The 21,926-nt window shown below is 68.1% G+C and carries 23 protein-coding genes; 15 read left to right on the forward strand and 8 right to left on the reverse strand.

The genetic code is table 11. The features are described from left to right. From ACOI2T_RS00820 to ACOI2T_RS00830, 3 genes are all read left to right on the forward strand, one after another. A complete protein-coding gene (locus tag ACOI2T_RS00820) occupies positions 1 to 411 on the forward strand; it encodes a Zn-ribbon domain-containing OB-fold protein (RefSeq protein WP_409504093.1) in 411 nt (136 codons plus the stop codon). A gap of 78 nt (positions 412 to 489) precedes the next feature. Beyond that, positions 490 to 795, forward strand: coding sequence for a hypothetical protein (locus ACOI2T_RS00825; RefSeq protein ID WP_409504094.1), 306 nt, complete (start codon positions 490 to 492; stop codon positions 793 to 795). A gap of 16 nt (positions 796 to 811) precedes the next feature. Next, positions 812 to 1,702: an SDR family NAD(P)-dependent oxidoreductase gene (locus ACOI2T_RS00830; protein ID WP_409504095.1), complete on the forward strand. Its 891-nt coding sequence runs from the start codon at positions 812 to 814 to the stop codon at positions 1,700 to 1,702. Here the strand turns inward: ACOI2T_RS00830 and ACOI2T_RS00835 are convergent. Both ACOI2T_RS00835 and ACOI2T_RS00840 read right to left on the reverse strand, forming a co-directional pair. Then, positions 1,699 to 2,355, reverse strand: coding sequence for an enoyl-CoA hydratase-related protein (locus ACOI2T_RS00835; protein WP_409504096.1), 657 nt, complete (start codon positions 2,353 to 2,355; stop codon positions 1,699 to 1,701). The genes ACOI2T_RS00830 and ACOI2T_RS00835 overlap by 4 nt on opposite strands. Beyond that, entirely contained in the window at positions 2,352 to 2,972 is a 621-nt protein-coding gene (locus tag ACOI2T_RS00840) for a TetR/AcrR family transcriptional regulator (protein ID WP_409504097.1), read from the reverse strand. The genes ACOI2T_RS00835 and ACOI2T_RS00840 overlap by 4 nt, the downstream gene beginning before the upstream one ends. A gap of 113 nt (positions 2,973 to 3,085) precedes the next feature. On the opposite strand from ACOI2T_RS00840, the gene ACOI2T_RS00845 reads away from it, so the two are divergent. The 8 genes from ACOI2T_RS00845 (at position 3,086) to ACOI2T_RS00880 (ending at position 12,538) form a co-directional block, all read left to right on the forward strand. Next, on the forward strand, positions 3,086 to 3,799 hold the full coding sequence (locus tag ACOI2T_RS00845; protein WP_409504098.1) for a TetR/AcrR family transcriptional regulator: 714 nt from the start codon (positions 3,086 to 3,088) through the stop codon (positions 3,797 to 3,799). Then, positions 3,799 to 6,390, forward strand: coding sequence for an ABC transporter ATP-binding protein/permease (locus ACOI2T_RS00850; RefSeq protein WP_409504099.1), 2,592 nt, complete (start codon positions 3,799 to 3,801; stop codon positions 6,388 to 6,390). Before ACOI2T_RS00845 ends, ACOI2T_RS00850 begins: the two co-directional genes overlap by 1 nt. Beyond that, the gene (locus ACOI2T_RS00855) at positions 6,387 to 8,117 is read left to right on the forward strand and encodes an ABC transporter ATP-binding protein (protein ID WP_409504100.1); all 1,731 of its coding nucleotides are present in this window, start codon (positions 6,387 to 6,389) and stop codon (positions 8,115 to 8,117) included. The genes ACOI2T_RS00850 and ACOI2T_RS00855 overlap by 4 nt, the downstream gene beginning before the upstream one ends. Before the next feature lie 101 nt (positions 8,118 to 8,218). After that, on the forward strand, positions 8,219 to 10,378 hold the full coding sequence (locus tag ACOI2T_RS00860) for an acyl-CoA dehydrogenase family protein (protein ID WP_409504101.1): 2,160 nt from the start codon (positions 8,219 to 8,221) through the stop codon (positions 10,376 to 10,378). 96 nt (positions 10,379 to 10,474) lie between these two features. Next, positions 10,475 to 10,981, forward strand: coding sequence for a hypothetical protein (locus ACOI2T_RS00865; RefSeq protein ID WP_409504102.1), 507 nt, complete (start codon positions 10,475 to 10,477; stop codon positions 10,979 to 10,981). 75 nt (positions 10,982 to 11,056) lie between these two features. Continuing rightward, entirely contained in the window at positions 11,057 to 11,515 is a 459-nt protein-coding gene (locus ACOI2T_RS00870; RefSeq protein ID WP_409504103.1) for a hypothetical protein, read from the forward strand. Between the two features lie 73 nt (positions 11,516 to 11,588). Continuing rightward, positions 11,589 to 12,107, forward strand: coding sequence for a DUF6529 family protein (locus tag ACOI2T_RS00875; protein ID WP_409504228.1), 519 nt, complete (start codon positions 11,589 to 11,591; stop codon positions 12,105 to 12,107). Positions 12,108 to 12,118: 11 nt separating this feature from the next. Then, positions 12,119 to 12,538 carry a Rieske (2Fe-2S) protein gene (locus tag ACOI2T_RS00880; protein WP_409504104.1) on the forward strand — a complete coding sequence of 140 codons (420 nt, stop codon included), beginning with the start codon at positions 12,119 to 12,121 and terminating at the stop codon, positions 12,536 to 12,538. Between the two features lie 3 nt (positions 12,539 to 12,541). Here the strand turns inward: ACOI2T_RS00880 and ACOI2T_RS00885 are convergent, their stop codons facing one another. After that, positions 12,542 to 13,804: an amidohydrolase family protein gene (locus ACOI2T_RS00885; protein WP_409504105.1), complete on the reverse strand. Its 1,263-nt coding sequence runs from the start codon at positions 13,802 to 13,804 to the stop codon at positions 12,542 to 12,544. A 24-nt stretch (positions 13,805 to 13,828) separates the two neighbouring features. Between ACOI2T_RS00885 and ACOI2T_RS00890 the strand changes: the two genes are divergently transcribed. Next, positions 13,829 to 14,656 (forward strand): AraC family transcriptional regulator, encoded by an 828-nt coding sequence (locus tag ACOI2T_RS00890; RefSeq protein ID WP_409504106.1) that lies wholly within the window; start codon positions 13,829 to 13,831, stop codon positions 14,654 to 14,656. A gap of 82 nt (positions 14,657 to 14,738) precedes the next feature. Here the strand turns inward: ACOI2T_RS00890 and ACOI2T_RS00895 are convergent, their stop codons facing one another. Beyond that, the gene (locus tag ACOI2T_RS00895) at positions 14,739 to 15,398 is read right to left on the reverse strand and encodes an O-methyltransferase (RefSeq protein ID WP_409504107.1); all 660 of its coding nucleotides are present in this window, start codon (positions 15,396 to 15,398) and stop codon (positions 14,739 to 14,741) included. Positions 15,399 to 15,427: 29 nt separating this feature from the next. On the opposite strand from ACOI2T_RS00895, the gene ACOI2T_RS00900 reads away from it, so the two are divergent. After that, positions 15,428 to 16,138 (forward strand): histidine phosphatase family protein, encoded by a 711-nt coding sequence (locus ACOI2T_RS00900; RefSeq protein ID WP_409504108.1) that lies wholly within the window; start codon positions 15,428 to 15,430, stop codon positions 16,136 to 16,138. Between the two features lies 1 nt (position 16,139). Here ACOI2T_RS00900 and ACOI2T_RS00905 read toward each other — a convergent pair whose 3' ends face one another. Further along, positions 16,140 to 17,594, reverse strand: a complete 1,455-nt coding sequence (locus ACOI2T_RS00905) for an NHL repeat-containing protein (RefSeq protein ID WP_409504109.1) — start codon at positions 17,592 to 17,594, stop codon at positions 16,140 to 16,142. A gap of 217 nt (positions 17,595 to 17,811) precedes the next feature. Between ACOI2T_RS00905 and ACOI2T_RS00910 the strand changes: the two genes are divergently transcribed. After that, a complete protein-coding gene (locus ACOI2T_RS00910) occupies positions 17,812 to 18,105 on the forward strand; it encodes a hypothetical protein (RefSeq protein ID WP_067853860.1) in 294 nt (97 codons plus the stop codon). A gap of 104 nt (positions 18,106 to 18,209) precedes the next feature. Further along, the gene (locus ACOI2T_RS00915) at positions 18,210 to 19,121 is read left to right on the forward strand and encodes a DMT family transporter (RefSeq protein ID WP_085144656.1); all 912 of its coding nucleotides are present in this window, start codon (positions 18,210 to 18,212) and stop codon (positions 19,119 to 19,121) included. Between the two features lie 6 nt (positions 19,122 to 19,127). On the opposite strand, the gene ACOI2T_RS00920 is transcribed toward ACOI2T_RS00915, so the two are convergent. From ACOI2T_RS00920 to ACOI2T_RS00930, 3 genes are all read right to left on the reverse strand, one after another. Beyond that, entirely contained in the window at positions 19,128 to 20,279 is a 1,152-nt protein-coding gene (locus ACOI2T_RS00920) for an MCE family protein (RefSeq protein WP_409504229.1), read from the reverse strand. Between the two features lie 236 nt (positions 20,280 to 20,515). Continuing rightward, positions 20,516 to 21,223 carry an SDR family NAD(P)-dependent oxidoreductase gene (locus tag ACOI2T_RS00925; RefSeq protein WP_409504110.1) on the reverse strand — a complete coding sequence of 236 codons (708 nt, stop codon included), beginning with the start codon at positions 21,221 to 21,223 and terminating at the stop codon, positions 20,516 to 20,518. A 27-nt stretch (positions 21,224 to 21,250) separates the two neighbouring features. Next, a complete protein-coding gene (locus ACOI2T_RS00930) occupies positions 21,251 to 21,844 on the reverse strand; it encodes a TetR/AcrR family transcriptional regulator (RefSeq protein WP_409504230.1) in 594 nt (197 codons plus the stop codon). Positions 21,845 to 21,926 lie beyond the last annotated feature (82 nt).

Raw genomic sequence — 21,926 nt, forward strand, 5'->3', positions numbered from 1 at the left:
ATGACCGGACTCACCCGGCCCATGCCGGTGAAAACCCCGACCAGTACGCCGTTTTGGGATGCGTTGAGCGAACACCGCATCGTCGTCCAGTACTCGCCGTCGTCGCAGGCCTACGTGTTCTACCCGCGCGTGCTCGCCCCGCGAACCCTGGCCTCCGATCTGGAGTGGCGCGAGATCTCGGGCATGGGCACGTTGTACACGTTCACCGTCGCGCGGCGGCCCGTCGGACCCCACTTCGCCGACGCCGTCCCGCAAATACTGGCGATCGTGGAATGGGATGAGGGGCCGCGATTCTCCACCGAAATGGTCGAGGCCAGGCCGGAGGATCTGCGGATCGGTATGCGGGTGCGCCCGGTGTTCTGCGACCACCCCGAGCATGCCGTGACAATGCTGCGCTACGCACCCGCCTGACCTCGGCGTTCGGCGAAAAGTGGTGTTGGCTCTCACATTTTCCTTGGCATGAGGCGCGCCGCGGAGGATTATGGAGTCATGCTAACCATACGGAAACTCCTGGGGTCAGTCTTCGTAGCGGGAGCCGCAGCCGCGATCGCAGCCGGACCGACAGCAGCACTTTTGGCCGACGCGCCTGCCACGTTCACCGATCTCACCGGAACCAATCAGGTTGTCCTCGCCACGCCGAGCGGCAGCGGCGACGCCGGCGGCGGCGGTGGCTGTGACAGCGGGCCGGGCTGGCAGGGCTGCGGCGGCTGGAACCCGGTCCAGGGCGGCTGGGGCCACGGCTGCATCAACGGCATCTGCGGTGGCTGGGACGGCCAGCGCGGCTGGGGCGGCTGACGCTACTCTCACCCATGTGACGACCAGGTGGGCGCCGAGCCGACTCGGCGATCTGAGCGGCAAGCGCATCATCGTGACCGGTGCGACCAACGGCGTCGGCCTGGGAACCGCCCGCGCGCTCGCGCGGGCTGGTGCCCACGTCGTGCTCGCGGTCCGCAACACCGAACTCGGCGCGCAGCGGGCCGCCGAGATCGGTGGTTCGACCGAGGTGGTCAAGCTCGATCTCGCCGACATGTCTTCGGTGCGGGCGTTTCCCGGCTTGTTCGACGGTGACGTCGACGTGCTGATCAACAATGCCGGCGCGCTCAGCCAGCACCGGGCCGACACCATCGATGGTTTCGAGATGACGCTCGGCACCAATCTGCTCGGCCCGTTCGCGTTGACCAATCTGCTGTTCGACCGGGTGCGGTCGCAGATCATCAATGTGGGGTCGGATGCGCACCGCAGCGCGACCCTGCGGCTCGACGATATGCACCTGCGCCGCAACAAGTGGACGGTGATGGGCGCCTACAGCCGATCGAAGTTGGCCGTCATGCTGTGGGGCCTCGAACTCGATCGACGGCTGCGGGCGGCGCGCTCGCCGATCGTCACACACCTGACCCATCCCGGTTGGGTCGCATCGAATCTGCCCAATGTCTCCGAGAAGCCGCTCATGTCAGCGGTACAGCGCGGCGTCAAGGCCGTGGCCGATGTGCTGGCCAACGACATCGACGCCGGAGCCGCCCCGACGCTCTACTGCATCAGCGAACCGATCCCGCCCGGCAGCTACGTGGGCGTCGATGGCAAATTCGGGTTGCGCGGCGGCCCCGTGCTGATCGGCCGGTCGGCGGTGGCCTGCGACTACGAATCCGCCGCCCGCGTCGTGGAATTCGCCGAGCGGGAGACCGGAACCGCCATCCCGGTCTAACCCGCCCGCAGCGCGTCGGCCGCCGGGCCGAACATCACCTGCTTGATCGCGCCCAGCGTGCCCGGGTCCTTGCCGCCGAGCGGGCGCAGCATCTCGGTCGCCGTGAGCGTCACCGCGCCTTCGGCCGCGGTGGCGTCGACCAAACCGTTTTCATGTGCGTCGACGCCGCCGAACCGGCGTCCGGTCGTCATCGAGGCCACCGCGGCCTGCGGCGTCAGCTTCGCCTGGATCAGTGCGGCCATACCCGGCGTGAACGGGATACGGATGTCGACCTCGGGGAAGCAGAAGAACCCGCGATCGGCGCGCATCACCCGGTAGTCGTGCGCGACGGCCAGCATCGCGCCCGCCCCGAAGGCGTGGCCCACCACCGCCGCGGCCGTGGGAATCGGCAGCGTCAGGAACCGCGCCAGCAGGCCCTGCACCCGTCCGACGTACCACGGTCCCTGGTCACTGTGTGCCCCAAGCCAATCCAAGTCGAGCCCGTTGGAGTAGAACTTGCTGTCGGCGGTCGTCACCAGTCCTTGCGCACCCTTGTCGAGCACGGTGTCGAGCAGTGCGTCGACCGCGTCGAGGAATTCCGGCGAGAAGCGGTTCTCGTCGTCGCCGAGGTCGAGGACGGCGATCTCGCCGTCGTAGTCGAGGGTCGGTGTCACTGCTGTTCCCTTTCTCTGGGCTTCTGCGGTGCCGGCCCCACGGCCAGCACGGCGTCGACGGCGGCCCGCAGATGACGGCGGGCTGTCGGATCGGCAAGCCGATTGCGGTGCAACAGGATTGCCGTGGGCAGATCGACGATGCACGTTGTCACGGCATCCACCGCGGCCCGGTCGCGCCGGCCCCAGGCATCGTTCGCAAGCTGGATCATCAACTCCACCAACAGCTTTTCCAGTTCGGCGATCTCGGCGGCGTATTCGCCTGGCGCGTCGGGGCCGAGCACATCGTCGCGGCGCATGCGCAACAGCAGGGCGGCCGAGTCGGGACAGCGCTCGGCGAAGGCCACCGGCGCCTGTGCCGCGGCGGCGATCGCGTCGAGGCCCGGCCGAGCATCGGCCACCAACTCGCGCTGCACATCGAGGAACCGGCGGCCTGCCCGCAGCCAGGTGCGGGCCAACAGGCCCGCCCGGGATCCGAACGTGTGATAGAGCGCCCCGTTGGACAGGCCGACCGCGTCGCTGATCGCCCGGACGGTCACGGCCGCCGGGCCCGATGCGACGGCGAGCGACTCGGCGGCGTCGAGGACGACGTCCGGGTCGTACAAGCGGGGACGCGGCATGACGCCACCATAACAGAGCGATTGCTCGGTTATTCGGACGTGGAGGTTGACGATCGGTAAGGTCACCCTTAGTTTGTGGGGGTAACTTTCCTATCGGCCCACTGGGGGTAGCGGTGGCGATCCACGATGTCGCAGCCCGCGTCGGCGGGCGTCCGCCGCAGATCGCGGTGGCCGACATCGTCGAGGCCGGGCGTGAACTGGGCATGCGCCGGTTGAGCGTCAACGCCGTCGCGGCCCGGCTCGGCGTATCCGCGACCGCGCTGTACCGCCACATCGGCGGCCGGTGGGAGCTTGAGCGGCTCGTGGGGGAGAGCCTGCTCGCCGAACTCGAACTCGGTGACGACCCGAGCGAAACCATCGAGGAACATCTGCTGTCCTTCGGGGTACGGCTGCACGGCTTCGCGCTCGCCCATCCCGGGCTGGCCGCCTACCTGCAGTTGCTGTTTCCGCGCGGCGAGGCAGGCGCCCGGCTGCTGGCCGACGAGGTGTCGATCCTCGGCAGGCGCGGCTACCCGCCCGAGTCGGCCGCGCTGCTCAGCAGCTCTGTTGCCGTGGTGGCCATCGGACTGGCCGCCCAGCACGAGATCAAGGCCGAGGCCAGTGTCACCGACGAGGGCTTCGACCGGGAACGCGACGCGATCGCCGAGCGGCTCGCCGGTGATGCCGCGCTCGGCCCGGTGCACACCGCAGGCATGCAACTGACCAGCAGGCAGTACGTGGACCTGCTGCTGAACGCCTTGATCCGGGGACTGCTGGCGACGGCGGCACCCGGCAGACCGATCGACGACATCGTGGCGGACCTGACCGCCGCGGGAGAGGACCGCTGATGGCACGCGGATTCCAGGGGGTGATGATGCGCGGCTTCGGCGCGCGTGATCACCAGGCCACCGTGATCAGTACCGAGCAGGTGACGCCGAATCTGCTGCGGCTCCGCATGGTCTCGCCCACGGTGTTCGAGGACGCCGTGGCCGTACCGACGTCGTACCTGCGGTTCTGGGTGCCCGACCCGGACGGCTCGAAGACCGAGTACCAGCGCGCATACACGATGACCGAAATGGATCCGGACACCGGACATTTCACGATCGACGTGGTGCTGCACGAGCCTTCCGGCCCGGCCTCGAAATGGGCCAGGTCGGCCAAGCCGGGGGACAGTGTTCCGGTGATGTCGCTCGGTTCACCCGGCTTCACCGTCCCGGATGATCCGCCCGCGGGCTATCTGCTGATCGGTGACGCCGCGGCCACGCCGGCCATCAACGGCATCATCGGCGTTGTCCCCCAAGACATTCCCATCGAGGTGTACCTCGAGCAGCACGACGAGAGCGATCTGCTCATCCCGATCGCCGAGCACCCGCGGCGCACCCTGCACTGGGTGGCCCGCGAGGACACCGCCTCGCTGGCCGCGGCGATCGAGTCGAGGGACTGGTCGGACTGGTACTGCTGGGTGACGCCGGAGGCCGGCTCGCTCAAGCACCTGCGGACCCGGCTGCGCGACGAGTTCGGTTTCCCGAAGTCCGAATTGCACGCCCAGGCGTACTGGACCCAGGGTCGCGCGATGGGCACCAAGCGCGACGACGAGACTCCCGACGCCGCACCCGCTGTGGCCGAACCGGCCGCCGGGAAAGCGACCGCCGTCAAAACGGCCGAGGACAAGAAACCGGCCCCGACCGGCGCCCGCGGCAACTGGCGAGCGCAGGCCGCGGGCCGGCTCCTGGCCCCGCTGAAGAACAAACTGATCATCTCCGGCGTCCTGCAGGCGTTGATCACCCTCGTGCAACTGGCGCCGTTCGTCCTGCTGGTCGAACTCGCCCGGCTGCTGCTGTCGGGCGCCGACGCCGACCGGCTGTGGACTCTCGGGCTCACCGCGGTCGGCCTGCTCGGCACCGGCACATTCCTCGCCGCCGCGCTGACGTTGTGGTTGCACTGGATCGACGCCAACTTCGCACGCGATCTGCGAACCCGACTGCTGACCAAGATGGCCCGGCTGCCGTTGGGCTGGTTCACCGCTCGCGGCTCGGGATCGATCAAGCAGCTCGTGCAGGACGACACCCTGTCGCTGCACTACCTGGTCACCCACGCCATCCCCGACGCGGTCGCAGCCGTCATCGCGCCCATCGCCGTGCTGGTGTATCTGTTCGTGGTCGACTGGCGCCTGGCACTGGTGCTGTTCATCCCGGTGCTGACCTACCTCGTGCTGATGTCGGTCATGACGATCCAGTCCGGCCAGAAGATGGGGCAGGCGCAGCGCTGGGCCGAGCGGATGAGCGGCGAAGCCGGTGCCTACCTCGAAGGCCAGCCCGTGGTGCGGGTTTTCGGCGGCGCCGCGTCATCGAGCTTCCGCCGCCGCCTCGACGAGTACATCGGATTCCTGGTGGCCTGGCAGCGTCCGTTCACCGGCAAGAAGTCGCTGATGGATCTGGTCACGCGGCCCGGCACGTTCCTGTGGTTGATCGCGGTCGTGGGGACTCCGATGATCGTCGCCGGCGCGATGAACCCGGTGGATCTCCTGCCGTTCCTGTTGCTGGGCACCACGTTCGGCGTCCGCCTGCTCGGCATCGGCTACGGATTGAGCGGTATCCGCGGGGGCATGCTCGCGGCGCGTCGCATCCAGTCCACGCTCGACGAAGCCGAACTCGCGGTGCGCACCGGGGAGAGCGCGGCCGCCGCGCCCGGAGATGTGGTGTTCGACAGGGTGACGTTCGGGTACCGGCCGGGTGTCCCCGTCATCCACGACGTCTCGCTCACCCTCAAGCCGGGCACGGTGACCGCGCTCGTCGGTCCGTCGGGTTCGGGCAAGTCCACGCTCGCCGCGCTGCTGGCCCGCTTCTACGACGTGGCTGACGGCGCTATCTCGGTGGGTGGCAGCGACATTCGGTCGCTGCCGGCCGACGAGCTGTACCGCCGGGTCGGATTCGTGCTCCAGGAGACGCAACTGGTGGCAGGCACCGTCGCCGAGAACATCGCGCTGGCCGATCCCGACGCAAGCATCGAACGGATCCACCAAGCCGCGCGGGACGCTCAGATCCACGACCGCATCCTGCGGTTGCCCGCCGGCTACGACACGCCGCTCGGTGCGGCGTCGAGCCTGTCCGGCGGTGAGAAGCAGCGGCTCACGATCGCGCGGGCAATCCTCGCCGACACGCCGGTGCTGATCCTCGACGAGGCGACGGCCTTCGCCGACCCCGAATCGGAATACCTTGTGCAGCAGGCACTCAACCGGTTGACCAAGGACCGGACGGTGCTGGTCATCGCGCACCGGCTGCACACCATCACCCATGCCGACCAGATCGTCGTGCTCGACGCGGGCCGGATCGTCGAAACCGGAACCCACGAGCAACTGCTCGCCGCGGGCGGCCGCTACCACCAGCTGTGGGAGATGGGCAGGCGCGACACCGTCACCGCCGGGGAGGCCGCCCGATGATCCGCACGCTGATCGCCCTCGTACCCGCCGCGATGCGCGGCAAGCTCGGTGTCTACTCGATTCTGACACTGCTTTCGGTGCTGATCCGTGCGGTCGGGACGGTGCTGCTGGTACCGCTCGTCGCCGCGTTGTTCAGCGACACGCCTGCCGACGCGTGGCGCTGGCTGGGCTGGCTGACGCTGGCGACCGTGGCCGGCTGGATCGTCGACACCACGACCTCGCGGCTCGGGTTCGCGCTCGGCTTCGCGGTTCTGGACAACACCCAGCACGACGTCGCCGACCGGTTGCCGAACATCCGGCTGGACTGGTTGACGGCCGAGCACACCGCCACCGCGCGCCAGGCGATCGCCTCGACCGGGCCCGAACTCGTCGGCCTGGTGGTCAATCTGCTGACCCCGCTCATCGGCGCGATCCTGTTGCCCGCCGCGATCGCGGTGGTCCTGCTGCCGGTGTCGGCGCCGCTCGGGCTGGCCGCGCTGGCCGGCGTCGTCGTGCTGCTCGGCGCGCTGTGGGCGTCGGGCCGGCTGAGCCGCAAGGCCGACACCGTCGCCGACGAAACCAACAGTGCGTTCACCGAGCGCATCATCGAATTCGCCCGCACCCAGCAGGCGCTGCGCGCCGCGCGCCGCGTCGAGCCGGCCCGCAGCCTCGTCGGCGGGGCGCTGGCCGCTCAGCACGGCGCGGGCGTCCGGCTTTTGGCCATGCAGATCCCGGGACAGCTGTTGTTCAGCCTCGCCAGCCAACTGGCGCTGATCCTGTTGGCGGGCATGGCCACTGTCCTCACCGTGCGCGGCGAACTCGGCGTGCCCGAGGCGATCGCGCTGATCGTCGTGATCGCGCGCTATCTCGAACCGTTCACGGCGTTGAGCGAACTCGCGCCGGCGATCGAGTCGACGCGGGCGACGCTCGGCCGGATCCGGGGTGTGCTCGACGCCCCGGCGCTGACCGCCGGAACCTCGGGCCTACCGGATCTGAAATCCGCGCCGCGCATCGAATTCGACAACGTGAGTTTCGGTTACGGCGACAACCCGGTACTGGAGAACGTGAGCTTCGTGCTGGAGCCGGGTGGCACCACGGCCATCGTCGGGCCGTCCGGATCGGGCAAGAGCACGATCCTGTCGCTCATTGCCGGGCTGCATCAGCCGACCGCGGGCCGGGTGTTGATCGACGGTGTCGACGCCGCGACCCTCGACGCCGAAACCCGCCGGGCCACAACGAGTGTGGTGTTCCAGCACCCGTACCTGTTCGACGGGTCGATCCGGGACAACATCCTGGTCGGTGATCCGGGTGCGGACGACGAACGACTGGCCGGGGCGATCCGGCTGGCGCGGGTCGACGAGCTGACCGGCCGGCTGCCCGACGGCGACGCCGCCAAGGTCGGCGAGGCGGGTACGGCGTTGTCGGGCGGTGAGCGTCAGCGGGTCAGCATCGCGCGTGCGCTCGTCAAACCCGCGCCGGTGCTGCTCGTCGACGAGGCGACGAGCGCGCTCGACAACGAGAACGAGGCAGCCGTCGTCGACGCCCTCACCGCAGACCTGCAGGCCCGCACCCGGGTGATCGTCGCGCATCGGCTGGCCAGTATCCGCCACGCCGACCGCGTGCTGTTCCTCGACGCGGGCCGGATCGTGGAAGACGGCGGCATCGACGAACTCCTCGCCGCGGGTGGCCGATTCGACGAATTCTGGCGCCAACAGCACGAAGCCGCGGACTGGCAGATCACGCACTGAGTCGGCCCAACCCCTGTTGAGCGTGTCGATCTCGCGGTAGCGTTGGCGCGAATTCGACACGCGTCAAGTCGAGACACTCTCGTAGGGCAAAGGGGCTCACCATGGGGATTGCGCTGACCGACGACCATCGTGAACTGGCCGATGTGGCCCGTTCGTTCCTCACCGCGCAGAAAGCGCGGGCCGCGGCCAGAGAACTCCTGGATGCGCCGGAGGAGAACCGGCCCGTGTTCTGGGACGAGATCGCCGAACTCGGCTGGCTCGGCCTGCACATCGGCGAAGAGCACGGCGGATCGGGCTACGGACTGCCCGAACTTGTCGTCATCGTCGACGAACTCGGCCGCGCCGTGGCGCCCGGTCCGTTCGTACCCACGGTGGTGGCCTCGGCGGTGATCGACTACGCGGGTAGCGACGAGCAGAAGGCGCGGCTGCTGCCCGGGTTGATCGACGGCTCGGTGACGGCCGGCTTCGGGTTCGGTGACGGCATCACGGTCGAGGACGGTGTCGCCAACGGTGCCGCGCGCGTGGTGCTGGGCGGTGCGTCGGCCGATCTGCTGCTACTGGTGGCCGGCGATGACGTGCTGGTGATCGACCGCGCGCGGGTGTCGGTCGAGGTGCCGACGAATCTCGACCTGACGCGTCGATCGGGACGGGTGCTGCTCGACGGCGTCGCGGTGTCCGAAGCCGACATTCTTCAAGCTGCGGGCGCGGCCGCGGTGGCCCGGGCCCGGCTGCTGCTGGCCGCCGAGGCCGCGGGCGGAGCGTCGGACTGTGTGGACGCCGCAGTCGAATACGCCAAGGTGCGTGAGCAATTCGGCCGGACCATCGCGACGTTCCAGGCCATCAAGCACCACTGCGCCAACATGATCGTGGCCGCCGAATCAGCCGTGGCGCTCGTGTGGGACGCGGCGCGGGCCGCGGGCACCGACGAACAGCAGTTTCGGCTGATGGCGGCAGCCGCTGCGGCGCAGGCGTTTCCGGCGTACGTGCGCAACAGCGAGCTCAACATCCAGGTGCACGGTGGCATCGGATTCACCTGGGAGCACGACGCGCATCTGCACCTGCGGCGCGCCATGACGCTGCGTGCGGTGCTCGGTGGTGACGGCCCGGCGAACGACGTGTTCGAGTTGACCGCGGCAGGTGTGCGCCGGACCAACAGCCTCGATCTCCCTCCCGAGGCCGAGGCGCTGCGGGGCACCGTGCGCGCCGACGCGGCCGAGATCGCCAAGCTCGACGGCCAGGACCAGCTCGACCAGTTGATCGCCACGGGATATGTGATGCCGCACTGGCCCAAACCTTGGGGCCGGGCCGCGGACTCGATCGAGCAGCTCGTCATCGACCAGGAGTTCCGGGCCGCAGGTATCAAGCGACCGGATTACGGCATCACCGGATGGGTGATCCTCACGCTGATCCAGCACGGAACCCCGTCGCAGATCGACCGATTCGTCGACAAGGCGCTGCGCAAGGAAGAGATCTGGTGCCAGCTGTTCTCCGAACCGGATGCCGGATCCGACGCCGCGGCGATCAAGACCCGCGCGACACGCGTCGACGGGGGCTGGAAGATCAACGGGCAGAAGGTGTGGACGAGCGGGGCGCACTACTGCCGGCGCGGCCTGGCGACCGTGCGCACCGATCCCGATGCGCCCAAGCACGCCGGCATCACCACCGTGCTGATCGACATGAAGGCCCCCGGCGTCGAGGTCCGGCCGCTGCGGATGATCAGCGGTGGCTCGGAGTTCAACGAGGTGTTCTTCAACGACGTGTTCGTCGCCGACGAGGATGTGGTCGGCGAGCCCAACAGCGGCTGGACCGTGGCCCGCGCGACGCTTGGCAACGAGCGCGTCAGTATCGGCAGCGGGTCCGGAGTCGTCGGGGTGGATCCGACCGCGCTCATCCCCATTCTCGCCGAACATCCAGATGCCTTGGCCGGGGCGAAAGTTCGAATCGGTGACTTCATCGCCAACGACCATTCGATGCGGTTGCTCAACCTGCGCCGCGCGGTCCGCAGCATCGAGGGCGCGGGACCAGGGCCGGAAGGCAACATCACCAAGCTCAAACTCGCCGAGCACATGGGCGAGTACGCGGCGATCTGGTGTGCGTTGCTCGGGCCCGACGTCGCCCTGATGGACGGCCCGGCCGGGATCGCCGCACAGATGGCGATGGGTGCGCGCGCGATGGCCATCGCCGGCGGGACGTCGGAGGTCACCCGCAATCAGATCGCCGAGCGGATCCTCGGCATGCCGCGCGACCCGCTCATCAAGTAGGCGCAGGCCCTCGGCGGCGGGCTAGACTTGAGTCTCCACTACTGTAACCATTACAGTTAGTCGTCCCGGAATGGTGTCGGGTGGTGGGGAGGTCTCGTGACGACGGCACAGATGAGGGCCGGACGCAACACCGGCCCGATGACCTATCGGCTACACGTGGTCGCGGCCGACGCAGCCGACGTGGCAGCCCACGCGGCGGGGCTGATCGTGGATCGGGTGATGGGCGGCTGGCGGGTCACGGTGTCGCTCACCCACGCCGGTGATGCCCGGCCGCTGCAGATCCTCGGCGCGGAATTCGTCGAAGCCGAGGAAAACATTGCCGGGCCGGACGAGGACCGATGTGTGTTGGCCATCGACGCCGACCTGTATTCACATGTGGCACAGGAGGATAACCACCGGCTGCTGTCGCGGTCGGCCGAGGTGTTGATCTGGGGTAAGCCCGCAGAACCCGAGCGCGCGGTGTCCCATCGGCTCAGCGCTGCCGGGCGCGCGTTCAAGGCCGAAGCGCTGGCCGCCGCGGGCGTGGCCGACCACGAGGTCGGCTGGACCGAGGTTTTCGAGGTGGCAGGCCCGCCTGCGGCATTCGCGACCTTGCACGCCTGAGTTACGGCACTTCTCCACGCGATCTCCACACGTTCTCCAAGCGCCGCCACCTGCGTCGCGGGCAGGCTCGTCGCCATGAAGATCAACGGCCCCATCGCCACCCTCGGCGCCGTCGCGGCGCTGGGAACCGGCATATTCCTGGTGAACATCAACCAGCAACCGGAGGCATCCGCGCCCCAGCCGGCCGCGGCCACGGCCGCTCCGGCGCCGCCCTCGGTGGCCCCCACCACGCCAGCCGCAACCCCGTTCGGAGCGCGCGAGGACTTCGTCGCCGACATTCCCACCAAGGCGGGCAACCTCGGTCTGGAGATCCGCGTCACCGGCGCGACCGCCAAGGCCTACGCCTGTGACAACAAAGGCATCGAGACCTGGCTTTCGGGCAGCGCCGAGGGCGGTGTGCTCAAGCTGAAAAGTGCCGATTCGACCGCGCAGCTCGACGGGCGCCACGTCGGCAACACCGTCGTCGGAAACCTGCGGATCGGCGAGAAGCGCTGGGACTTCACCGCCAAGGCGGGTGAGACCAGTGTTTTCTGAGCAGTCTTCCGAGTCCGATTTCCATGCCGCCCCGACCCGGCCCGCACAGGTCGTCGCGCCGCGGGGGACCGCGCTGGTCCTGGTACCGGTCCTGGTCGGGGCGGCGGTCGCCGTGGCCCTCGGCGTGTTCGGCAGAGTTCATGAGCCACAGTTCTTTTCGGTGAGTGTGGCGGGGTTCTCCAGCGGCACCGCGGTCAAGTCATGGCTTGCGACCGTGGCCGTCACGCTTGCCGTCTTCCAGCTGGTGTCGGCGTTCGTGATGTACCGGCTGACGCCGAGCGGCCGTGCCCCGTCCTGGATCGCGCCTGCCCACGTGTGGTCCGGGCGGCTGGCGGTGCTGGCCAGTGTGCCCGTCGCCGTGCACTGCCTGTACGCGCTGGGCTTCCAGTCCGGTGACTCGCGGGTGTTCTTCCACTCGCTGTTCGGCTGCTTCTTCTACGGCGTGTTCGTCACCAAGATGATGTTGCTGACGCGAAAGAACCTCAGGCCGTGGGTCATTCCGATCATCGGCGGTCTGCTGTTCTTCGTGCTGGTCTATGTCTGGCTGACCTCGGCGCTGTGGTTCTTCGAAACCACCGGCCTCACCTTCTGAAGGAAGATCCCATGTTTCTGTCTCGTCGTCAGGCCCTCGTCGGCACCGGAATCACCTTGGCCGCAGGCACCGTCGCGGGTTGCGCCACCTACGGCAAACCTCCTGCCGAAACCTCGCCACCGGCGGCCGCTCCCGGCGCTGCCGCCCCCAGTGTGTCGGCCATCGCGAAAACCGCGGACGTGCCGGTCGGTTCCGGCGTGATCGTCGGCGACGTCGTCATCACCCAGCCCACGGCCGGTGACTTCCAGGGCTTCTCCTCGGTGTGCACGCACGCCGGCTGCACGGTGTCCGAGGTCGTGGGCGCATCGATCAACTGCCCGTGCCACGGCAGCAGCTTCAACCTCGACGGCACCGTTGCCAACGGTCCGGCGAAGCGGCCGCTGGAGTCGAAACAGATTGTTGTTCAGGGTGATTCGATAACTCTGCAGTGAGCATCAGGCCTTCGCGAGCTGCTTCTGCTCGTAGAGGCGTGCCCATTCGGCCCGCGGGCGGATCGACACGTCGACGTCGGCTCCCTTGGCGCGCAATGCACCTGCGGTGGCCTGCTCACGTGGCGTCAGCTTGAACGGATCCCAGCTGAAGAACCGGCATGAGTTCTCCCAGGTGATCTTGTTGATGTCGGAGTCGCTGGCTCCTGCGGCGTTGAGCTCGGCGAGCACCTGCTCGGGCGCGTCCGGCCAGAAGCAGTCGGAGTGCGGGTAGTCGCACTCCCAGGCGATGATGTCGATGCCGATTTCGTGGCGCAGCTTCAGCGACGTCTTGTCGGTCACGTAGCAGGCCAGTGAGTGCTCGCGGAATACGTCGCTGGGCAGCTTGTCGCCGAAGTCGCGGCGCAGCCACTTCTGGTTGGTGTAATGGCGGTCGCTGCGATCGAGATAGAAGGGGATCCAACCGATTCCGCCTTCCGAGAAGGCGAACTTGAGGTCGGGATAGTTGCGCATCGCCGGACCCCACAGCAGATCCTGCGCGCACATCGCCGACACCTGGGTGGCGAGGATGATCAGGTTGTCGATGGGGGCATCCTTGGCCATCGAGATGGCGCCGAATCCGGTGCCGATGTGCAGGCACATCACGACGTTCTCCTCGGACAGGGTGCGGAACACCGGACCCCAGTAGTCTTCGTCGAAGTAGCTCGGAAGCCCTTCCAGGTGCGGCAGTTCCGGCATGGTAACCGCGCGGCAGCCCTTGGCCGCGACCCGGCGAATCTCGCGGCACATCGCCTCGGGATTCCACGTCGGCAGGATCGCGATCGGGATGAAGCGGTCCGGGTAGGAGCCGGCCCATTCGTCGATGTGCCAGTCGTTGTAGGCCGACACCATGACGAGCGTGGCTTCCTCTCGGTGCATGTTGAGATGACGTGCGGAGAACCCCGTGAACGTCGGGAAGCACATCGAGGCGAGGATGCCGTTGCGGTTCATGTCGCGTACGCGCTCGTGCACGTCGTAGACACCGGGACGCATCTCGGCGAATCCGGCCGGATCGCGGCCCCACTCCTCGGCGGGCCATGACACCACGGCGTTGAGCCCGCTGACGCCCTGCGGGCGGCCCTGGTACATCCACTGGTCGACGCCCTTGTCGTCGGTGACGACGATCGGCGCCTCGTCCTTGTACTTGGCCGGGACGTGGCGCAGGAACATGTCGGGGGGTTCGACGACGTGGTCGTCGATGCTCACGAGGATGAGGTCGTCGGTCTGCATAACCAAGTAGTACCGTCTAGCAGTGTGACCGTCTCTGCGCTTTCGGACAGAGGTTTAGCTGAATCGGCCAACATCACCAGGCCGGTCATCGAACTGCGCCGCGGCGGCCGTGCGCCGTCCGGCAGCTACCTCTACGAGGGCGAAGGCCTCATCACCGGATGGCATTCCCATGAGGTGCACCAGATCGAGTACGCGCTGCACGGGGTGGTCGAGGTCGAGACCGACACCGCGCACTATCTGCTGCCGCCGCAGCAGGCCGCGTGGATCCCGGCCGGCCTCGAACACCAGGCGGTGATGAACCCGGACGTCAAGACCGTCGCGGTGATGTTCGACCCGGGGCTGATCCCGGGTGGCGACCGCGCGCGCATCATCGCCGTATCTCCGCTGATCCGCGAGATGATGATCTACGCGTTGCGCTGGCCGATCGACCGCGCCGACGGCGATGCGGTCTCCGACGGGTTCTTCCAGACCCTGGCGAATCTGGTGGCCGAGGCGCTCGATCACGAAGCGCCCCTGAGCCTGCCGACCTGCGACCACCCGATCGTGGCCGCTGCGCTGGCCTACACCAAGGAGCACCTGGACTCGGTCACTGCCGACGAGGTGAGCCGGGCGGTCTCGGTGTCGGAGCGGACATTACGCCGGCTGTTCGCCGAGACGCTCGGATTGTCTTGGCGCACATATCTTCTGCACGCGAGGATGCTACGGGCGATGGCCTTGCTCGCGGCACCGGGCCAGTCGGTGCAGGCCACCGCGACAGCGGTCGGGTTCGAGAGCCTGAGCGCGTTCACCCGGTGCTTCGCTCAGTTCAGCGGTGAGACCCCGTCGGCGTACCGGGCCCGGGCGCGTCAGTAGTAGCCGACGAGCGACCGTCGAATGCCGGATTGGACGGCGTGTCGATGTACAGACACGGTCGCTCGCGGTGCAAGGGGAGGGCCTACGAGCGGGAGGTGATCTCCATGCTGTCGCTGTCGCGCGCGAGGAAGTTGACGCTCACATATCCGTTCGCCGGGTCGCGCACGTAGTCGAGATACGGCTGGGTGTCGGCCATCGAGGTGTTGTCGGCGACCAGCAGTGCACCGGGAACGAGCTGGGGCTCAAGGATTTTGAGCACCGGAAGGTAGAGCTCCTTCCATCCGTCGAGCAGTACGAACCCGATGTCGCCGGCAATGGTCTGCAGTGTTTCCAGGGCGTCGCCCTCGAGCACCGTGATGACGTCGTCGAGCCCGGCCTCGGCGAACGTCGCACGGGCGGCCGCGATCTTGGCGGCGCTGAGCTCGGTGGTGAACACGCGCCCGGTGCCGTTGTCGCGGACCGCCGACGCCAGGTGCAGTGCCGACAGGCCGAAAGACATCCCGAACTCGACCACGATCTGCGGCCGGGCCGCCCGCACGAGCGAATACAGCAGCCGGCCGGCCTCACGGGTCACCGGCATGTAGATGTCACTGAGTGCGTCCGCGCGCTCCTGCACGCTCGCGTTCTCCAACCGGGCGAACCGGCCGGGGCCGTCGGCGCGGAATCTCGCATGTTGTTCGGAAGCCGCCGTGTACAGCCGATCCAGCACACCGGCGACTCTGTCATCGTTGAGGGAAGCCACGTTGACGAACCTACGCGCGATGGGACGCCATGACCCGAACGAAAGCTGTGCAGCTGCTATGCATTGCGGTGCTCACGGCTGTCCTGGCCGGATCGGGCGTCACCCCGACGGCGCTGGCGGGCGGCTACCGCACCATCACGTTGACCTTCGTGCGGCACGCGCAATCGGCGGGCAACGCATCGGGTCTCATCGACACCTCGACGCCGGGCCCGCCGATCACCGAGCTCGGCCGCAGCCAGGCGATCGCCAGCGCACAGAAGCTCGCGGGCAATGACTACGACGGGATTTTCGCGTCGACGATGATCCGCACACAGCAGACCGCCCAGCCGATGTCCGACAGCCTCCACGAACCGGTCACGGTGCTGCCGGGGCTCCGTGAACTCGAGGCCGGGGTGTACGAGGGACAGCCGGAGGCCGCGGCGGCCGACACCTACTTCGGGGCGCCTCAGCAGTGGCTGCAAGGCAACCGCACCGCCCGGATTCCCGGATCGGTCGACGGCAACGAGTTCGACGCGCGGTTCGACCAGGCCGTGCAACAGATCTACGACACCGGCGACGACAAGCCCGTCGCGTACTCGCACGGCGGCGCGATCATGCTGTGGGTGAGCATGAACGTCGGCAATCCCGATCCGCAGCTGCTGCGCAGCCATCCGCTCAACAACACGAGCTACGTCGTGGTCAAGGGCAATCCGACCGATGGCTGGACGCTGGTCGACTGGGACGGCGTCCCCGCCGGGTGAGTCAGCCGAGCCCCACGATGCGCTGGATGCCGGTCACCGAACCCTGATAGAGCACGCCGTCGGGCGCCGTCGTCCCGGCCATCTGGATCGGGTCGGCCGCGATCGTGGCGCTCATGAACTGTTCGGTGACCAATGCACCCGACGCGGCGTCGACCGCGGCGTAGAAGTACGTGTCGGCAGGCGAGGTGCCGAACTGATCACCCAGCGGGTTGTGGCGCGTGACCGTCGCGATCAGTCCGTCGGCCACCGAGAGTTTCGGCACGGCCGCCGAACGCACGGTGTTGTTCCAGACCACGTCGCAACCCGACCCGTCGGCCCGGACGTCGACGCGCGTCACGCCGCCGACGAACGGAGCCGTCGGGGGGACCGCGGGGCCGGCACCGTCCGGCACGGTCGGGTACGGATAGCCGTAGGTGCTGGCCGCGATCACCGTGCGGCCCGCGCCGATCGGTGAGTTCTCCGAACCCGGACCGCCCGACGTCAACACCGGCGTGGTGCACAGCAGCGCTCCGGAAGCCGCGTCGACGACCAGCAGATGCACCTGGTTGTCGGCGTTGTCGATCAAGCTGAGGTAGTCGCCGCCGGTGACGGGGCCGAAGAACGTCGGCGTCGACCCGCTGCCCCAACTGAGCTGGCCGGGCTTGCGGGCCGAGCCGCGGTCGTAGCCGACCCGGAACTTCACCACGGGCTTGCCCGCGGAGTCCTCGGTCAGCAGATACAGCGCGTGGCTCGTCACGACGGCCGTGCCCTGCGGTGCGGTGGCGATGCTGTTGTCGACGCGTTCGCCTGCCGCCAGCGCCACCGAGGTGACCGCGCCGGTCGCGGTGTCCACGATGCCGACGGTGGCGCCCGCCGTGGCGTACCAGACCTTGCCGTTGTAGGCGGGCGCGACGCTGGTGACGGCGTCGCCTGCGGGCAGACCGGCACCCAACGGTGTCGACTCGACGATGCTCAGGTTCCACAGCCCGAGCTTGTTCGGTGTGTGCGCGACCCGGATCAGGTTGTTGTCGCCGTCGACGAGCACCATGCGATCAGCCTCGTCGAGATACGCATAGACACCGCCGAGCAGGCTGCCCGCGGCCACCGCCATGCTCGCGAGCGGAATGCCCGTGGCCTTGTCGAGCAGGTAGACCCGCGGCGTGCGGCCGAGCACCTGCGTGCACAGCGCGACGGGCATGCCGTCGCGGCCGATCAGGACGGTCGGGCAGGCCGCGCCGAGCGCGATGGGCTGGGTCAGCACGTGGCGGGTGCCGGGGCCGCGCAACGGCGTGGTGTCCGACGCGCCGCTGTCGCCGTGCATCGCCGCGGTGCCGGTCGGGCCGTCGTGCGGATTGTCGGGCAGTTGCGGACCGTACGGACTGGCGGCGTGCGCTGGATCGGGTAGGGCCACGGCCGCCGACAGCACCGCCACGAGCACGGCCGCCAAGAACTTTGCCGGCCATCCGGTAACGGACATTCGTCAACTCCTGGCGCCGGCGGGTTCGTCGGGATCCGAACGCTACGGACAGCGGGTCACGAAACCGCATCCGACGGAAATCGGTTGAGCCAAGGACCGGCACAATGTGACCTGCGCCACTGGTTCCGGAAGCCTGCGGCGCCCATCACGTCTGGCTCCCCAGGCTGCCTGGTCGGAGCTACTGTGAGCCATGACATCCAGGATGGGAGCGGGGCATATGAGGTTTCGGTTGCTGCCATACGTCACCGTCGAGGTCGACGAGCGGTTGCGTCAGCGGATGCGCATCGCCGGCGAGCGGCTCCGGATCAACGTCAGGGCCTATCTGCGCAGTGCGGCCGACGACGTCGAGACGGCCAGCGGCCGGGTGCGGGTGTTGTGCGACACCGCGGTGAACCGGGTCGACCTGGCCGTGGCATCGGTCAACGACAAGATCGCGCCCGCACCCGCCGACCATGCCGAACCCGCGGAGCCCGCCGGTCCACCGCAGCGGCCACACCTGCAGGTCGTATAGCCCCGATCGGCACGCCTCGCCGCGGCGCTCTACGGTTGAAGGTGACTGGGCCTTCTCGCCTCCAGAGGGCCGACCGACAATGGCCCGAAAGGGGTTGACGAGGCTTGCTCGGCAACGGTCTTGCGGTGCTGTTCGCTCTGTGCGCCGCGGTTTTCGCGGCGATCGGCATCGTGGTACGGCAACGCGCCACGATGGACGTTCCGCCCGAGAAGGGTGTCAGCACCGCGATGCTGCGGACGCTTCTGCGCCGCAAACTGTGGTGGGCGGGCACCGCGTCCGCCATTGCGGGGTACGCGTTTCAGGCCCTGGCACTCGCGTTCGGTTCGCTGCTGCTGGTGCAGCCCGTGCTCGTGTCCGCGTTGCTTTTCGCGCTGCCGTTGAGCGCGCATCTCGCGAACCGCCGGGTGACGCGCGCCGAATGGCTGTGGGCGCTGCTGCTGACGACAGCGCTCACGGTGTTCGTCGTCCTGGCTCGATCGAGTACCGGCAGCTACGCGGTTCCGGTGTCCACGACGGTGACGGTGGCCGTGGTGTGCGCGATCGTGGTCACGCTGTTCGTCCTGCTGGCCACGCGCTCCACGAACTGGCGCCGGGCTGTCCTGCTGGCGGCCGGGGTCGGCGTCATGCTGGGCGTGGTCGCGGTGCTGACGAAGATCGTGATGCACATGGTCGCCGAGGGCAGCATGCTCGCCACGCTGGCCACCCCGGCGCTGTACCTGGTGGTGCTGCTCGGTGTGGTGGCGACGCTTCTGCAGCAGTCGGCGTTCCATGCCGGCTCGCTGCAGACTTCGGTGCCGACCATGCTCGTGCTCGAACCGGTCGTGGCCGTGATGCTCGGTTCGATCGTGCTCGGCGAGCATCTGTCGATCACCGGCTGGGAGCCCGTCGCGCTGTCGCTGGCGATCGGCGCGATGGCAGCGGCCACGATCGCGCTCGGCCGTGACGAGGGCGCCTACGAGGAGAAGCTGGAAGCCGAACTCGAGGCCGAGATGAAAGCCAAGGCAGGGCCCAGCTGACGCCCGCTACGGGTTGATGGTCGGCTCGCCGACCTGTCGGCCCCAGACGTATTCGGTGAGAATCGGCTGGCCCAATTCGAAGTGGTTGTAGGGCGCGATCGAGGCGCCGGTGTCCATCACCAGGTAGGGCGCCGGCCACAGGTCACGGGTGATCGGCTGCCAGCAGCCCGGCCGCCCTTCGGGCCCGCCCTTGGCGTTCACGCGGGGCAGGTTGTCCGGGTACACATACGGGTTGCCGGCTCCCACCAAGGAGTCGAGCAACTGGATCGAATACCCATTGCTGGTCTGGGCGGCGAACTTGGGGGCCGCGTCGTGGTAATTGCGGATCGTGCAGAACAGCGCCGGGCTGTACTCGTCGAGCAACGCCGATGTCGGGAGCAGGTCCTGTGCGCCGCGCACCAGATACGGGCCACCGCGCTCGAAGATGTCGCCGCCGGTGTTGCCGAAGCCGACCGCCGCGACGAGGGCCTGGTCGAGATTGCCCCGCTGCTCGTTGAGCGTGCGCGCAGTGGTCACCGCATTGGTCAACCCGTCCCACAGATCGGGGGACGCGTCGGCGTAGATCTCGCCGAGGTCGGCCAAACCCGTGATGTCGCGGCGGATCTGGGGCATGCGCGGGTTGACGTCGGCGAGGATGTCGTTGCCGTCGACGATCGACCGGCCGAACTTGTCGCCGAGCCCGTCGAGCGCCTGCGCGGTGGCGGTGAGGGTTTCGTTGAGCTTGATCGGATCGACCTGTTCGGAGATCGCGGTGATGGTCTCGAACAGCGTGTTGAACTCCGTCGTGACGCCCTGCGCCCGAATCGGCGTGGCAGCCGACACACGTGCGGGGGACGGGTCCTCGGGCGACACGAACGAGATGTACTTGTTGCCGAACACCGTCGTCGCCCGCAACTCGGCGTGCACGTTCTCGGGAATCAGGTTGAGGTAGCGGGGATCGACGTCCACCGTCAGCTTGGCCTGCGTGTCACCGTCGGATTCGACGACATTGACCGCTGACAAGCGGCCGATCGGCACGCCGTTGAACGTGACCTTGGAGCCCGGGTCCATGGACAATCCGGACCGGCCCGACATCACCGTCAGTTGAGTCTTGGGTTCGAAGACGCCCCGGAACTGCATCCAGGTGAGGGCCAGGACCGCCACGATCACGATGACCATGCCGAGAGATGCGGACTTGTACGGCGGGTCGTATCGCCAATGCTTGAACCGTTGACCGAACCGGTCCCGAGACGCCGCGGATGAGGCCACGCGCTAAACCCCCGATATCGACGCAGCGAGTTAGTGAGCTCAGCAAACTGTCGCAAACTATCGGAGACAAAAGCAACTGAATGGGGCCAGTGCGGTGAACATCAAATACTGCGCGCGACGAGACTTCCGTCACAGACGCAACTCCGTCAGGTGTTGCGGCCGCCGTTCACCCCGACGATCTGGCCGGTGATGTAGCCGGCCTCGTCGGAGATGAGAAACGAGCACGTCGCGGCGATGTCTTCGGGCTTGCCCATGCGCCGCACCGGGGTGGCGTCGATGGTGTCCTGGATGTTGCCGAGTTCGCCACGAGCCTCGGCCGCGCGCAGCATCGGGGTGTCGATGAAGCCGGGCGGGACGGCGTTGACCGTGATTCCGGCCGGGCCGTATTCCAGGGCCAAGGATTTCGTGAGCCCGTTGACCGCGGATTTCGCCGATACGTAGTGGCTCATGTACGGCACACCGGAATGTGTGCTCGACGACGAGATGTTGACGATGCGACCCCAGCCCGCCGCGATCATGTCGGGCAGCGCGGCCTGCACCACATGGAAGACGCCGTTGAGATTGACGTTGACGACGTGCTGCCATTCCTCGAAGGTGATGTCGGCGAACGGCTTGAAACCGCTGAGCCCGGCGGCATTCACCAGGATCGTGACCGGGCCCAGTTCTTCCCGCACGGCCTTGAACACTGCGTCGACCTGCGCGCGATCGGTGACATCGGCTGTGTACGCGTGCGCGGCGTCGGTCGCGGTCAGGTCGAGCGTCGCGACCTGATGGCCGTCGGCCGCCAGCCGTTCGGCGATGGCCTTGCCGATCCCGGAGGCGCCGCCGGTGACCAGCGCTGTCTTGGTTGTCATGGTAACCCTTTCGTAAGTCGTTGCGTTTCAGGCTTTTTCGGGGCGACGGGTGGGGCGCAGCCCGAGCGTGCGCCGGCTTGCCTCCACCGCGTACCGGTAGAAGTCGTCGTCCCCGATCTCCGCCGCGGCGGCGCCGGCGATTCCGGAGAAGACCATCGATGCCTTGACCACACCCGCCGGGCCGGGGTCGACGTCGGCCAGGAGCGCCATCTGGCGGTCGATCACCGCGTCCCATTCCGGCCGGGTGCGCAGTGCCTCGTTGACGCTCGGATCGCCGGCCAGCACCGAGACGAGCGCGCGATTGCGCAGCGCGATCTCGGCGTAGCCGCACACCATGCGGTCGGCGCGGCCGTGTGCGCCGCGCTCCTGCTCGGCAGCCTCGACGACGGTCTGCAGTTCGGCGAGGATCGGCTCGACCACCGCCGTCAGTAACTGCTCGCGGGTGCGGAAGTGGTAGTAGATCGCGGCCTTCGTGAAACCGAGCTCGTCGGCGATCATCTGCAGCGAGGTGCCGGCGAAGCCGTGGCGCGTGAACAGTCTGACGGCCGCGGCGACCAGTCGTTGGCGGGTGGCCGCGCGATTGGCACCCGAACCGGCCGGCTCGTCGGCGACGGCTGTCATCGGGATCCCCTTGGGTGCGTTCTTCACCGATCTACTTTACGATCGTAAAGTAGCTTACTAGTCGATCGTAAAGCAGATCGAC

This window comes from Mycolicibacterium wolinskyi str. Jessa 2025, assembly GCF_049241375.1.
GTDB lineage: Bacteria > Actinomycetota > Actinomycetes > Mycobacteriales > Mycobacteriaceae > Mycobacterium > Mycobacterium wolinskyi.

Bases quoted from the DNA above. Each gene is read 5' to 3' on its own strand.
- ACOI2T_RS00820 (WP_409504093.1), top strand. From the start codon at position 1: ATGACCGGACTCACCCGGCCCATGCCGGTGAAAACCCCGACCAGTACG.
- ACOI2T_RS00825 (WP_409504094.1), top strand. From the start codon at position 490: ATGCTAACCATACGGAAACTCCTGGGGTCAGTCTTCGTAGCGGGAGCC.
- ACOI2T_RS00840 (WP_409504097.1), bottom strand. From the start codon at position 2,972: ATGCCGCGTCCCCGCTTGTACGACCCGGACGTCGTCCTCGACGCCGCC.
- ACOI2T_RS00850 (WP_409504099.1), top strand. From the start codon at position 3,799: ATGGCACGCGGATTCCAGGGGGTGATGATGCGCGGCTTCGGCGCGCGT.
- ACOI2T_RS00855 (WP_409504100.1), top strand. From the start codon at position 6,387: ATGATCCGCACGCTGATCGCCCTCGTACCCGCCGCGATGCGCGGCAAG.
- ACOI2T_RS00860 (WP_409504101.1), top strand. From the start codon at position 8,219: ATGGGGATTGCGCTGACCGACGACCATCGTGAACTGGCCGATGTGGCC.
- ACOI2T_RS00870 (WP_409504103.1), top strand. From the start codon at position 11,057: ATGAAGATCAACGGCCCCATCGCCACCCTCGGCGCCGTCGCGGCGCTG.
- ACOI2T_RS00880 (WP_409504104.1), top strand. From the start codon at position 12,119: ATGTTTCTGTCTCGTCGTCAGGCCCTCGTCGGCACCGGAATCACCTTG.
- ACOI2T_RS00885 (WP_409504105.1), bottom strand. From the start codon at position 13,804: ATGCAGACCGACGACCTCATCCTCGTGAGCATCGACGACCACGTCGTC.
- ACOI2T_RS00900 (WP_409504108.1), top strand. From the start codon at position 15,428: ATGACCCGAACGAAAGCTGTGCAGCTGCTATGCATTGCGGTGCTCACG.
- ACOI2T_RS00905 (WP_409504109.1), bottom strand. From the start codon at position 17,594: ATGTCCGTTACCGGATGGCCGGCAAAGTTCTTGGCGGCCGTGCTCGTG.
- ACOI2T_RS00910 (WP_067853860.1), top strand. From the start codon at position 17,812: ATGAGGTTTCGGTTGCTGCCATACGTCACCGTCGAGGTCGACGAGCGG.
- ACOI2T_RS00920 (WP_409504229.1), bottom strand. From the start codon at position 20,279: ATGGTCATCGTGATCGTGGCGGTCCTGGCCCTCACCTGGATGCAGTTC.
- ACOI2T_RS00925 (WP_409504110.1), bottom strand. From the start codon at position 21,223: ATGACAACCAAGACAGCGCTGGTCACCGGCGGCGCCTCCGGGATCGGC.
- ACOI2T_RS00930 (WP_409504230.1), bottom strand. From the start codon at position 21,844: ATGACAGCCGTCGCCGACGAGCCGGCCGGTTCGGGTGCCAATCGCGCG.